10 protein-coding genes and 1 tRNA gene are annotated in these 13,302 nt (G+C 40.0%); 8 read left to right on the forward strand and 3 right to left on the reverse strand.

What is annotated here, in order from left to right; translation table 11 throughout:
- The first annotated feature begins 37 nt into the window (after positions 1 to 37).
- Positions 38 to 634: a lysostaphin resistance A-like protein gene (locus QM917_RS06900; RefSeq protein ID WP_414285327.1), complete on the forward strand. Its 597-nt coding sequence runs from the start codon at positions 38 to 40 to the stop codon at positions 632 to 634.
- A 386-nt stretch (positions 635 to 1,020) separates the two neighbouring features.
- Here QM917_RS06900 and QM917_RS06905 read toward each other — a convergent pair whose 3' ends face one another.
- Positions 1,021 to 2,580 (reverse strand): ATP-binding cassette domain-containing protein, encoded by a 1,560-nt coding sequence (locus tag QM917_RS06905; protein WP_414285328.1) that lies wholly within the window; start codon positions 2,578 to 2,580, stop codon positions 1,021 to 1,023.
- Positions 2,581 to 2,822: 242 nt separating this feature from the next.
- A complete protein-coding gene (locus QM917_RS06910; protein WP_248035385.1) occupies positions 2,823 to 3,152 on the reverse strand; it encodes a helicase BlpT in 330 nt (109 codons plus the stop codon).
- Positions 3,153 to 3,321: 169 nt separating this feature from the next.
- Here QM917_RS06910 and QM917_RS06915 point away from each other — a divergent pair, with 169 nt between their 5' ends.
- From QM917_RS06915 to QM917_RS06945, 7 genes are all read left to right on the forward strand, one after another.
- Positions 3,322 to 3,864 (forward strand): YceD family protein, encoded by a 543-nt coding sequence (locus QM917_RS06915; RefSeq protein WP_248035388.1) that lies wholly within the window; start codon positions 3,322 to 3,324, stop codon positions 3,862 to 3,864.
- Complete coding sequence (nth, locus tag QM917_RS06920) at positions 3,865 to 4,494, forward strand: endonuclease III (protein ID WP_371608332.1); 630 nt, start codon at positions 3,865 to 3,867, stop codon at positions 4,492 to 4,494.
- Positions 4,495 to 4,702: 208 nt separating this feature from the next.
- A complete protein-coding gene (gene pyrR / locus QM917_RS06925; RefSeq protein ID WP_075229176.1) occupies positions 4,703 to 5,224 on the forward strand; it encodes a bifunctional pyr operon transcriptional regulator/uracil phosphoribosyltransferase PyrR in 522 nt (173 codons plus the stop codon).
- A gap of 20 nt (positions 5,225 to 5,244) precedes the next feature.
- Entirely contained in the window at positions 5,245 to 6,168 is a 924-nt protein-coding gene (locus QM917_RS06930) for an aspartate carbamoyltransferase catalytic subunit (protein ID WP_414285329.1), read from the forward strand.
- 49 nt (positions 6,169 to 6,217) lie between these two features.
- Positions 6,218 to 7,297: a carbamoyl phosphate synthase small subunit gene (locus QM917_RS06935; RefSeq protein ID WP_000166838.1), complete on the forward strand. Its 1,080-nt coding sequence runs from the start codon at positions 6,218 to 6,220 to the stop codon at positions 7,295 to 7,297.
- Positions 7,298 to 7,992: 695 nt separating this feature from the next.
- Positions 7,993 to 11,169, forward strand: a complete 3,177-nt coding sequence (gene carB, locus QM917_RS06940; RefSeq protein WP_414285330.1) for a carbamoyl-phosphate synthase large subunit — start codon at positions 7,993 to 7,995, stop codon at positions 11,167 to 11,169.
- A 448-nt stretch (positions 11,170 to 11,617) separates the two neighbouring features.
- Entirely contained in the window at positions 11,618 to 12,952 is a 1,335-nt protein-coding gene (locus QM917_RS06945) for an Nramp family divalent metal transporter (RefSeq protein WP_414285331.1), read from the forward strand.
- 129 nt (positions 12,953 to 13,081) lie between these two features.
- On the opposite strand, the gene QM917_RS06950 is transcribed toward QM917_RS06945, so the two are convergent.
- Positions 13,082 to 13,169: transfer RNA gene (locus QM917_RS06950), tRNA-Ser, on the reverse strand.
- Positions 13,170 to 13,302 lie beyond the last annotated feature (133 nt).

Below are 13,302 nucleotides of genomic sequence, written 5' to 3' on the forward strand. Positions count from 1 at the left end.
GTATAATATATGTAATTAAATATTAGTGAGGTAAATCATGTATAAGCGCTGGATGACCTTTTTCTTAATTTTGATTTTCATACCAATACACTTGAGTATAGCTGACAAAGTTATGCAGACAAATTCATTAGTTCTCTCAATCATTTTTACACTTGTTGAACTTGCAATATTTTTTTATGTAGGAAGAAAGTATGACTTGTTTCACATTAGAAAAATCAGCCTAAAAGATATGTTGAAGTGGCTTCTCTCCTACGCCTTGCTTTTCTTATTTTATATGTTGGTCAATTTTTTAGGACCTACCCAATCAGACACAACTCAAGCGGTGAAAAGTTTATCACTTTCATTGCCTGTGCTCTTTCTAGATCTCTGTATTTTAGCACCAGTCACGGAAGAAATTTTTATGCGAGGACTGTTACAAGGGACAGTATTTAAGAATACATATATAGGCTTGGTTGCCACATCGATTCTCTTTGCTTATCTACATGGACCCGATACGATTCCTAGTTTTATTACCTATTTAGGTATGGGGTTGGCATTTGGTATAAGGTATAAGACTTCCGACAATCTTTGGAATTCTATTCTTTTACATTTCCTCAATAATCTAGTTGCATTCTGCTTTATGTATTTGATATAATCTCCAAATTAGAATGCTCTGAGTTTTAAATATAGGTAAAATTTTTTCCCTATACAACTGTAATAATAGCCAGTCATGAGTTGGCTTCTAGAGTATGTAGCAGAACCTTCTATCGCAAGGCTCCTCAAAAACTCTTCTACACTAAACCCTTAAGCTCAGAGCGGATTGAGCGTTTGCAACATATGTAGAAAGAGAGAGTGGGACAGAAATCGGTAATTCGTTAGAATTCGATTTCGTCGTCCCACTTCCGCACAGTTGAGTAGGGCTGTAAAAGCTGATGAAATCAGCGTAGTAGAGCCCACTCAACCACTGCGTCTTGCTCGACAATCCAAAGACAATTGAGAGGCCAGGGCTTTTGTCCCAGCCTCTTTTGAGATTTTCTACATTTATAAATCTTGTAAATCAACGACTTCCAAACCATGTTCTGTCAGACGATAGATATTCGTACAAACTTCTTTCAAGAAACGACGGTCATGTGAAACAGTGACCAGACCACTGGGATAATTGGCAAAGAGTTTTCTGATTTCGGGTTGAGAAGTTGGAGAAAAATTCCGTGTGGGTTCATCCAGAAGGAGAAAGTTTGGTTTCCGCAGGACTAAATTCAAAAGAAGGAGTTTACCTTGTTGGCCACCAGATAAGGAGTGGATTTGGTGGTGCATCTCTGGATAGCTGAAATTAAGACTGGCTAAGAGAGATTGAATTTTCTGTACTTCTTCTTTGTGCCCAGTTTGGTTGAGAAATTCTACTGGAGATAGATCCAAATTCAATGTTTCTTGGTAATCTTGTGGCATAAATCCAAGCGAGATTTCTCTCTTATTATTAAGAAGTTGCTGCAACTTGGCTAACAGAGTTGATTTTCCAACACCATTTGGCCCGATGATACCGATTTTATCTTGGCCACGGACAGTTAGTTGTAACTCCTGAGCTAAAACGCGCTGGCCAATAGATAAATTTTCTTTTTCCAGTCGAACTAAGACTTTAGAAGTAGGTAATGGCTGTATATCTGAGAAGAAAAGTCTGATTTCTTCCTCTTCAAGTGGTTTTTGGGTCATGGACTGAGCTATCTTTTCAAAGCGTTTTTCTTGAGATAGGACATTTTTCATTTTTTTAGCCAATAGGCGACCGGCAGTACTGTCTTTGGTAGCTCGAAGAGCAGTTTCTACATTTTGCTTGACTCGCCGATGTTTTTCCATGGTTTTATCGTATGCTCTTTGGTCGTTTGCTGCTTGCTGGCTTTGTCTGGCGAAATTAGCCTTTCTCTGCTCACTATAGCGATCATAGTCTAAATGCTCTACTAATGTTTCTGCTTCTTTACGGTGCTTGACCAGTCGCAAGTGGACAATAGTGTCTGCCGTTTCAGAAAGAAAGTCCTCATCATGGGAAATGAAAATAACGGTTTGCTGAATCTTTCGAATCTGACCTTTTAGCCAATCAACTGTTTCAAGGTCCAGATCATTTGAAGGTTCATCTAAAAATAGAATCTCAAAGGGTTTGGATAATTCATGGATAAGCTGAATTTTCAAAGCTTCGCCACCCGAGAGGCTACCAATCTCTTGGTCACTAGCAAAACGACTGCTATCAAAGTGCAATTCCTCAGCTAAACGGTAGAGAATGCTGAAGTCCAAATCAGCAGACTCTAAAAAGAAGTAGTCCTGTAGAGATTTTTTCTTCAATTCTTCAGGGAGATGTTGGGGAATGTAGGCCAAGGACTGAAGGTCAGACTGAATATCTCCCCTGATAGTGAAATCAGCTAATCTTTCGCCCATTAAAGTTTTAAGTAAGGTTGATTTTCCATTTCCTTCTTCGCCGATAATAGCGACCTTTTCTCCGTCTTGGATAGTAATATTTAAATCGGAAATAAGGTCTCGTAAATCTTTGTTTTGAGTGATAGTTAGATGGTTAATTTTTATCATATTAATGCCCTTTCTAGAATGTCTATATTGCATAACAAAAGCTCTACTTTACCTAGTAGAGCCAATTGTCTATGTCAAAAAATCCTCTTTTAAAAGGGCTGAAAAAGCAGCAGAAAAAAGAGCACACAAAAAGAGACAGAAACAAGATCTACTAAATAAAGGTTCTTTATTTGATAGACTTAGTTGTTCATGTCTCCCTTACCTCCGAAAATTATTATGTTTATTTTATACCTTTTGGAACACTTTGTCAAAAGAAATGAGAAATTCAAATCTTTCTAGAAACCAAAAACAGGTCCATAGAGTGTCAAAACGTGTTTGACTTGATCGTAGTGGAATTTGTCATAGTTTCGCCAAGCTGTGCGAGCTTCTTCATTGAGTTTAAGGGTGCCAAGTCCAATCAAGAGACTGGTATGTTGGTAAAATTTCTCAAGATCAACTAAGATAGAGTTATCTAGTTTCTTTGTCTTTTTAAGTTGTCTGAGTAGCTCGTCAATATTTTGCTGCAAGCACAGATCATCAGGCAATCCTTGTTTGCAAGTCTGGTAAGCTTTGTTTAACTCGGAAATGAGTTGATAAGCTTCTAAGATTAGTTCTTTATCTTCCATATGAGCGTCCTCCTTTGCTCATGTATTGATGTCTATAGTATAGCACCAAAAACAAAAAATGTCATAGTAAATATATCAAAAAATAGTGAAAAATATTTAAAATGTTTAGATACCTTGTTTGAACTTTTTTCATGGTATAATCAAGATAGTAAATCTTTATGGAGGAAGTATGAAATTAAATATTCAAGAAATTCGTAAGCAGCCTGAAGGTTTGCACTTTGAGCAGACTTTAGACTTAGCAGCTGACTTGCGTGCCCGTAATCAAGAAATTATAGATGTAAAAGATATTGTCGCTATTGGAAAAGTTCAGTACGAAGACCGTATGTTTTTCCTAGATTATCAGTTGTCTTATACAATCGTTTTAGCCTCTAGCCGTAGCATGGAACCTGTAGAATTGAAAGAGTCTTATCCAGTGACAGAAGTCTTTATGGAAGGTGCTACCAATCAACTGGACCAAGAAGTTCTAGATGATGACTTGGTTTTACCGATTGAAAATGGAGAAATTGACCTGGCTGAAAGTGTTTCAGATAATATCTTGCTCAATATTCCAATCAAGGTCTTAACAGCTGAGGAAGAAGCAGGTCAGGGATTTGTATCTGGAAATGACTGGCAAATCATGTCTGAGGAAGAGTATCAAGCCCAACAAGCAGTCAAGAAAGAAGAAAATAGTCCTTTTGCAGGTTTGCAAGGACTGTTTGACGGAGACGAATAGATGGTTTTATCCAAGAAACGTGCCCGTCATGTCATTGAGGAAATCATTGCTCTTTTTCCAGATGCGAAACCAAGTCTAGATTTTCGCAATCATTTTGAACTCCTGGTTGCTGTTATGCTGTCTGCTCAGACGACAGATGCGGCAGTCAACAAGGCTACACCTGGACTTTTTGCAGCTTTTCCAACCCCACAAACCATGGCAGATGCAAGTGAGAGTGAGATTGCCTCGTATATTTCTCGCCTAGGCCTTTATCGCAATAAGGCTAAATTCCTCAAAAAATGTTCCCAACAACTCCTGGATGATTTTGACGGTCAAGTCCCTCAGACTAGAGAAGAATTAGAGAGTTTGGCAGGAGTTGGTCGTAAAACAGCCAACGTAGTTTTGAGCGTGGGATTCGGTATTCCAGCTTTTGCAGTAGATACTCACGTAGAGCGAATCTGTAAACACCACGATATTGTTAAAAAATCAGCTACACCCCTTGAGGTCGAAAAACGTGTCATGGATGTTTTGCCACCAGAAGAATGGCTTGCAGCCCATCAGGCTATGATTTACTTTGGTCGTGCTATCTGTCATCCGAAAAATCCAGAATGCGATCACTATCCACAGTTGTACGATTTTAGTTCGTTATAAAATTGATTTCTTGTGTTTTTTCTTGCATCGATTCCTGGTTTGTGTTATAGTAGTACCAATCAAATATTCCTTTAATCCTGTCCCGTGAGGCAGGCAAGGAGCTGAATCAAGTAGAAGGGTGGAGTCTCTGCTGTTTTGGTAGGGCTGGCTTAACTATACATTCTGAAGTCTCCTTGTTTAAGGAGACTTTTCTTTTTGGAGGTTTGTCATGAAGACAAAAGAAGTTGTAGACGAATTGACCGTCAAGCGAGCGATTACTCGAATTACCTATGAGATTATCGAGCGAAATAAAGATTTGAACAAGATTGTATTGGCAGGGATAAAAACACGAGGTGTCTTTATTGCCCGCCGCATTCAAGAACGATTGGAACAGTTAGAGTCAATCTCAGTACCAATCGTTGAGTTAGATACAAAACCATTCCGTGACGATGTTAAAAGTGGGGAAGATACTTCTGTCATTTCTGTTGATGTAACGGATAGAGAAGTGATTTTAGTGGATGATGTACTCTATACAGGTCGTACCATCCGAGCAGCCATTGACAACATCGTTAGCCATGGCCGTCCTGCTCGTGTGAGTTTAGCAGTTCTAGTAGACCGAGGACATAGAGAATTACCAATTCGTCCAGACTACGTTGGTAAAAACATCCCAACCAGTCGTTCAGAAGAAATCATCGTAGAGATGACTGAACTTGATGGACAAGATCGTGTTCTTATTACTGAAGAAGCCTAGATAGCAAAAAGGAGTTAGCCATGTCAGAAAATCAACAAGCCATTCAACACGTAGTTTCTATGGAAGACCTTACTGTAGAACAAGTTATGAAATTGATCAAACGCGGGATCGAATTTAAAAATGGAGCAAAAGCTTCTTACGAAGACCAACACATTGTCTCTAATCTCTTCTTTGAGAGTTCGACTCGTACCCACAAATCTTTTGAAGTAGCAGAGATTAAACTAGGACTTCACCTATTGGATTTTGACGTGAAAACAAGTTCAGTCAATAAGGGTGAAACACTCTATGATACAATTTTGACCTTGTCAGCCTTGGGAGTGGATGCCTGTGTCATCCGACATCCAGAGGTAGACTACTATAGAGAGTTGATCGCAAGTCCTACTATTACGACTTCCATTATCAATGGTGGGGATGGTTCGGGTCAACACCCAAGCCAAAGTTTGCTTGATTTAATGACGATTTATGAAGAATTTGGACACTTTGAAGGACTTAAAGTGGCCATTGCTGGAGACCTTGACCATTCACGTGTGGCTAAATCCAATATGCAAATCTTAAAACGCTTAGGAGCAGAACTCTACTTTGCTGGACCTGAGGAATGGAGAAGTCAAGAGTTTGCAGACTATGGACAGTTTGTAAGCATTGATGAAATCATTGACCAAGTTGATGTGATGATGTTTCTCCGTGTTCAACATGAGCGTCATGAAAGTGGAACAGTCTTTTCAAAAGAGGGCTATCATGCCCAGCATGGTTTGACTCAAGAACGTTATGAACGCTTGAAAGATAAAGCTATTCTGATGCATCCTGCTCCTGTAAATCGCGATGTTGAAATTGCTGATCACTTGGTCGAAGCACCAAAATCACGGATTGTTCAACAAATGACCAATGGTGTCTTTGTCAGAATGGCAATTTTAGAATCTGTATTGACTTACAGAAACGCAAAATAAGACACAAAACGTTAAAAGATGCCTGAGAGCATCCACGAGAGGTGAATTTATGACTAAACGACTTCTAGTTTTAGAAGATGGAACAATTTTTGAAGGAAAAGCCTTTGGGGCTGACATCGATGTAACTGGTGAAATTGTCTTTAATACCGGGATGACTGGTTATCAAGAATCCATTACGGATCAGTCTTACAATGGGCAAATCCTAACTTTTACCTATCCCTTGGTTGGAAATTATGGGATTAACCGTGATGACTACGAGTCTATCAGTCCAACCTGTAAAGGTGTAGTGGTATTTGAAGAAGCTCGTAGAGCCAGCAACTGGCGCAACCAGATGACACTGGATGAATTTTTGAAGTCTAAGAAAATCCCTGGTATTTCAGGTATTGATACACGTGCTTTGACAAAAATCATTCGCAAACATGGAACTATGAGAGCGACTCTGACACATGTGGGAGATAGTATCGATCACATCACAGATCAGCTTCAAGCAACTGTTTTACCAATAGATAATATCAAACAGGTTTCTACAAAAACTGCTTACCCAGCTCCAGGAGTAGGTTTAAGCGTGGTACTTGTAGACTTTGGTCTCAAGCATTCAATCTTAAGAGAGTTGTCTAAGAGAGATTGTAATGTAACGGTCGTTCCTTATACTACAACAGCAGAGGAAATCCTTCACTTAAATCCAGACGGAGTTATGTTGTCAAATGGTCCGGGAAATCCAGAAGATGTACCAGAAGCACTCGATATGATTCGTGGTATTCTCGGGAAAATTCCAATCTTTGGTATTTGTATGGGGCATCAACTCTTTGCAATGGCAAATGGTGCTAAGACCTACAAGATGAAATTTGGTCACCGTGGTTTTAACCACGCAGTGCGTGAAATTGCAACAGGGCGCGTGGACTTTACTAGTCAAAACCATGGATATGCAGTGAGTCGTGAAGATTTTCCAGACCATTTGATGATTACTCATGAAGAAATCAATGACAAGTCAGTTGAAGGTGTACGTCACAGATACCAACCAGGTTTCTCCGTGCAATTCCACCCAGATGCTGCACCAGGTCCGCACGATGCAAGTTATCTATTTGACGAGTTCATCGAGATGATGGAAGCTTTCAAACAAGCAAACTAAAGACGAGTGTGAAATCGTCGGAGACTTTATGCAACTGAACACGGACGGAAAGCTCGGAATTTAGAGAACCCAACTCGGATTGTCAATCCTTCCTTGGTTTCCTAAAATTCAATCGCTTTCTATTCGTCCTTTGTATCTTATTTAATAGCAACCTGAGAGTTGCCGAATAGAAAGGCAGGTCGTTTCTTTTAGTCGCTATTAGGCGAACTAAAAACTCCCTGCACTAGATTTTTTATCGAAAAAAATCGTTTCGCTAAAAAATCGTCGGAGAATTTATGCAATTGAACACGGACGGAAAGCTCGAAATTTAGAGAACCCAACTCGGATTGTCAATCCTTCCTTGGTTTCCTAAAATTCAATCGCTTTCTATTCGTCCTTTATATCTTATTTAATGTCGCCCTGTGAGGCGACGAATAGAAAGGCAGGTCGTTTCTTTTAGTCGCTATTAGGCGAACTAAAAACTCCCTGCACTAGATTTTTTATTGAAAATTATCGTTTCTCTAAAAAATCGTCGGAGAATTTATTTAATGGCAACCAGAGAGTTGCCGAATAGAAAGGAGAGGGGTGTTCCGTATTTGCTGAATTGAATACGGGCTACGGACGGTGCTAAAAAGATAGTTATTCCTAGAACTGACGGTTCTTCGTCATAACTCCTATTTTAGCTTTGTCCGCTTGACGCCCTTAATATCTTGTAAATGCCTAAACGTACTGATATTCAAAAAATTATGGTGATTGGTTCTGGTCCGATTATTATTGGTCAGGCTGCTGAGTTTGACTATGCTGGAACCCAGGCCTGCTTGTCTTTGAAAGAAGAGGGGTATGAGGTTGTCTTGGTTAACTCAAATCCTGCAACCATCATGACGGATAAAGAGATTGCAGATAAGGTCTACATCGAACCGATTACACTTGAGTTTGTGACACGTATTCTTCGTAAGGAACGTCCAGATGCCTTGCTTCCAACACTTGGTGGGCAAACAGGGCTTAATATGGCCATGGAATTGTCTAAAAATGGTATTCTTGATGAATTGGGAGTAGAACTTCTCGGGACTAAATTGTCTGCCATCGACCAAGCTGAAGACCGCGATCTTTTTAAACAATTGATGGAAGAATTGAATCAACCGATTCCAGAATCTGAAATTGTTAACACAGTGGAAGAAGCTGTTGCCTTTGCAGCGACGATTGGTTATCCAGTTATCGTCCGCCCAGCCTTTACACTTGGTGGTACTGGTGGTGGTATGTGTGCCAATGAGGAAGAATTGCGTGAAATTGCTGAAAATGGCTTGAAGTTGTCACCTGTTACCCAATGTTTGATTGAGCGTTCGATTGCAGGTTTCAAGGAAATCGAGTATGAGGTCATGCGTGACTCAGCTGACAATGCTCTTGTTGTATGTAACATGGAAAACTTTGACCCAGTCGGAATTCATACAGGAGATTCCATTGTATTTGCCCCAGCGCAGACTATGTCAGATTATGAAAACCAAATGCTTCGTGATGCAAGCTTGAGCATTATTCGTGCCCTTAAGATTGAAGGTGGATGTAATGTTCAGTTGGCTCTCGACCCTCACAGCTTTAAGTACTATGTTATCGAAGTGAACCCTCGAGTATCTCGTTCATCAGCTCTTGCTTCTAAGGCGACAGGTTACCCAATCGCTAAATTGGCTGCAAAGATTGCTGTAGGATTGACCTTGGATGAGGTTATTAACCCTGTTACAGGTTCAACTTATGCCATGTTTGAACCAGCCCTTGACTACGTTGTTGCTAAGATTCCACGTTTCCCATTTGACAAGTTTGAAAAAGGGGAACGTCGTCTTGGTACCCAGATGAAGGCGACTGGAGAAGTTATGGCCATCGGTCGTAACATTGAAGAATCCCTTCTCAAAGCCTGTCGTTCGCTAGAAATCGGTGTTCACCACAATGAAATGCCAGAGCTGGCAGAAATTTCAGATGATGCCTTGATTGAAAAAGTTGTCAAAGCTCAAGATGACCGTCTCTTCTACGTATCAGAGGCCATTCGCCGTGGTTACACACCAGAAGAGATTGCTGAGCTTACAAAAATCGATATCTTTTATCTGGATAAACTCTTGCATATCTTTGAAATTGAGCAAGAATTGGGAGCAAATCCTCAGGATGTCGATGTCTTGAAAACAGCAAAACTCAATGGTTTCTCAGATCGGAAAATCGCGGAGCTTTGGGACACTACAGCTGATCAAGTTCGCCAACTTCGTTTAGAAAACAAGATTGTCCCAGTTTACAAGATGGTAGATACTTGTGCGGCAGAGTTTGAATCAGAAACTCCGTACTTCTATTCAACCTATGGTTGGGAAAATGAATCTATCAAGTCAGATAAGGAATCTGTACTTGTCCTAGGTTCTGGTCCAATCCGTATCGGTCAAGGGGTAGAGTTTGACTACGCAACAGTTCACTCTGTTAAGGCTATCCAAGCTGCTGGTTATGAAGCCATCATCATGAACTCAAACCCAGAGACCGTTTCAACGGACTTCTCAGTATCTGACAAGCTCTACTTTGAACCATTGACATTCGAAGATGTTATGAATGTTATTGACCTTGAGCAACCAAAAGGTGTTATCGTTCAGTTTGGTGGTCAAACAGCTATCAACCTTGCTGAGCCATTAGCAAAAGCTGGTGTGACTATCCTTGGTACTCAAGTTGCTGACTTGGACCGTGCAGAAGACCGTGATCTCTTTGAGCAAGCCCTCAAAGACTTGGATATTCCACAACCACCAGGACAGACTGCAACAAATGAAGAAGAAGCAGTACTTGCTGCACGTAAAATTGGTTTCCCAGTTCTCGTTCGCCCTTCATATGTTTTAGGTGGACGTGCTATGGAAATCGTTGAGAATGAAGATGATCTTCGATCTTACATGCGAACTGCTGTTAAGGCTAGTCCAGACCACCCAGTTCTTGTCGACTCTTATATCGTCGGACAAGAGTGTGAAGTCGATGCCATTTCAGACGGACAAAATGTCCTCATCCCTGGTATCATGGAGCATATCGAACGCGCTGGTGTCCACTCAGGTGACTCCATGGCGGTTTATCCTCCTCAAACCTTGTCGCAAAAAGTGCAAGAAACGATTGCAGACTACACCAAACGTCTTGCAATTGGCCTCAACTGTCTTGGGATGATGAACATTCAGTTTGTTATCAAGGATGAGAAAGTCTACGTTATCGAAGTAAATCCTCGTGCCAGCCGTACTGTTCCATTCCTTTCAAAAGTAACCAACATCCCTATGGCACAGGTAGCGACTAAGTTGATTCTTGGTCAAAGTCTCGAAGAGCTTGGTTACCAAGATGGGCTTTACCCAGAAAGCACACGCGTTCATATCAAGGCACCAGTCTTCTCCTTTACCAAGCTAGCTAAGGTAGACAGCCTACTTGGCCCTGAAATGAAGTCGACAGGGGAAGTCATGGGTTCTGATACCACTCTTGAAAAAGCACTCTACAAAGCCTTTGAAGCTTCTTATCTTCACTTACCAACCTTTGGTAATGTTGTCTTCACTATCGCAGATGATGCAAAAGAAGAAGCTTTGGGATTGGCTCGTCGTTTCCAAGAGATTGGATACGGGATTTTGGCGACTCAAGGAACAGCAGCTTTCTTTGAAAGTCATGGCTTGAAGGCTCAACTCGTTGGTAAGATTGGTGATGATGAACATGATATCCCAAGCTATGTTCGTAAAGGGAAAATCCAAGCTATCATCAACACAGTTGGTACTAAGCGAACTGCTGATGAAGATGGTGAACAAATCCGCCGTTCAGCTATTGAACACGGAGTTCCTCTCTTTACAGCTTTGGATACAGCGGATGCTATGCTTAAGGTACTTGAAAGCCGTAGCTTCGTTACAGAAGCAATTTAGTTTCTTGTTAAATGATCTAAGTAGCTTTTATCCAGCGTCAAAAGACGCTGGTTTTTCCTCTTTTATAGAGAAATCGAGTTAGAAATAATAGTTACAGTTCACCATTAAATGTCAAAGTTTATCAATAGATTTATCATTATCGTTAATGAGTAGACTTATTCTGACTTTCCCTAAAATTTTGTTGAATTTTCTTAAGTTTTTATCATATTTTTTATAATTAAGGTGCCTTAAGAAAAATAATGAAAAAACTAAATGTTTTTCATATAGTTTTCATTTTTTGTGTTATAATTAAGGTGCCTTAAGAAAAATATTAAGGTGCCTTAAGAAAAATAATGAAAAAACTAAATGTTTTTCATATAGTTTTCATTGTTTTAATAGTTTAAAGTCAATCTTATTTTTCTCTAATAGAAAATAATGAAAAAGTAGGTTTAGAAAGAGGTAAGTATCTATGTCTTCTCATAAAAAAGTGTCACTCTCTGAGATTAATCAATCTATCAATACTCCAAATAATAATCATTTCTGGCAAAATTTAAAGGCCTTCTTGGGACCAGGTGCCCTTGTAGCAGTTGGTTATATGGATCCAGGAAACTGGATAACTAGTGTAGTCGGTGGTGCTTCCTATAAGTACAGTCTCTTGTTTGTCATCCTGATTTCATCGCTTATTGCCATGCAGCTTCAGCAGATGGCTGGAAAACTTGGAATTGTAACCCAGATGGACTTGGCTCAGGCGACAGCTCATCACTCACCAAAATGGCTTCGTTATAGTCTATGGGTGATTTTGGAATTGGCCTTGATGGCGACAGATTTGGCAGAAGTTCTAGGTTCAGCTATTGCCCTAAATCTTCTCTTTAAGATTCCGATTATGATAGCCATCCTCTTGACAGTTTTGGATGTCTTTCTCTTATTGCTTCTTATGAAGTTTGGCTTTAAGAAGATAGAAGCTATCGTGACAACGCTGATTTTAACGATTCTAGCAATCTTTACCTATCTAGTAGCTTTGTCACATCCAAGCTTCCAAGGAATCGTTGAGGGTTATCTACCAAATGCAACCTTGTTTGAGAGTCCTCTGCCTGGACATGAAAGTCAATTAACCTTGGCGCTGGGGATTGTGGGTGCGACAGTGATGCCCCATAACCTCTATTTACATTCTTCCTTGTCTCAGACTCGGAAAATCAATCACAAGGACAAGAATGATGTTCGAAAAGCCGTTCGTTTTATGACTTGGGATTCTAATCTCCAGTTATCCTTGGCCTTTGTGGTTAACTCCCTTCTTTTGATCTTAGGGGCGGCTCTCTTTTTCGGACATGCATCTGAGATTTCTGCTTTCTCTCAAATGTATAATGCCTTGCAGGATTCAACCATTGCGGGAGCTATAGCTAGCTCAACCTTATCAACCTTGTTTGCCTTGGCCCTATTAGCCAGTGGTCAGAATTCGACTATCACAGGTACCTTGACAGGACAAATCGTTATGGAAGGTTTCTTACATATGCGATTGCCTCAGTGGTTCATTCGTTTGGCGACTCGACTCTTTGCCTTACTACCTGTCATGATAGTAGCAGTTTTGTTTGGTCATCAGGAAAAAACCTTGGATCAGTTATTGGTCTATTCACAGGTCTTTCTTTCTATCGCTCTTCCATTTTCAATCTTCCCCTTGATTTATCTTACTTCAAAAAAATCACTGATGGGAGAATTTACCAATGCCAAATGGAATACCATCCTTGGTTATATCGTTTCCATTATCTTGACCATTCTCAATGTGAAATTGCTGTTTGATATTTTTTAAGACCTTTTAACATGAAGTAGAAAAAAATCACCCGAGAGTGAACTCTTGGGTGATTTTTTGCAATTCAAATCTTTGATAGACGAAAAATATTATAAAAAGCTGCATGAAGATGCAGCTACACTATAGCAACGGAAGACATGGGATTCGAACCCACGCACGCTTTCACACGCCTACCGCGTTTCCAACACGGCCTCTTAAGCCTCTTGAGTAATCTTCCAATACTTACTAAAATAGTTTATCATAAAGGGAATTATCTTGCAAATAAAATTCAAACAATTGGCAAAATGATAGAAAATGGAAGAAAGTGATAAAAAGCGCTTGACTTTGATTTTTTTTGTGGTAGAATGATT

This window comes from Streptococcus infantis, from assembly GCF_047460685.1.
Taxonomy (GTDB): Bacteria; Bacillota; Bacilli; order Lactobacillales; family Streptococcaceae; genus Streptococcus; species Streptococcus infantis_AD.

Coding starts and splice junctions, on each gene's coding strand:
- QM917_RS06900 (WP_414285327.1), top strand. CDS start 38: ATGTATAAGCGCTGGATGACCTTTTTCTTAATTTTGATTTTCATACCA.
- QM917_RS06905 (WP_414285328.1), bottom strand. CDS start 2,580: ATGCAATATAGACATTCTAGAAAGGGCATTAATATGATAAAAATTAAC.
- QM917_RS06910 (WP_248035385.1), bottom strand. CDS start 3,152: ATGGAAGATAAAGAACTAATCTTAGAAGCTTATCAACTCATTTCCGAG.
- QM917_RS06915 (WP_248035388.1), top strand. CDS start 3,322: ATGAAATTAAATATTCAAGAAATTCGTAAGCAGCCTGAAGGTTTGCAC.
- nth (WP_371608332.1), top strand. CDS start 3,865: ATGGTTTTATCCAAGAAACGTGCCCGTCATGTCATTGAGGAAATCATT.
- pyrR (WP_075229176.1), top strand. CDS start 4,703: ATGAAGACAAAAGAAGTTGTAGACGAATTGACCGTCAAGCGAGCGATT.
- QM917_RS06930 (WP_414285329.1), top strand. CDS start 5,245: ATGTCAGAAAATCAACAAGCCATTCAACACGTAGTTTCTATGGAAGAC.
- QM917_RS06935 (WP_000166838.1), top strand. CDS start 6,218: ATGACTAAACGACTTCTAGTTTTAGAAGATGGAACAATTTTTGAAGGA.
- carB (WP_414285330.1), top strand. CDS start 7,993: ATGCCTAAACGTACTGATATTCAAAAAATTATGGTGATTGGTTCTGGT.
- QM917_RS06945 (WP_414285331.1), top strand. CDS start 11,618: ATGTCTTCTCATAAAAAAGTGTCACTCTCTGAGATTAATCAATCTATC.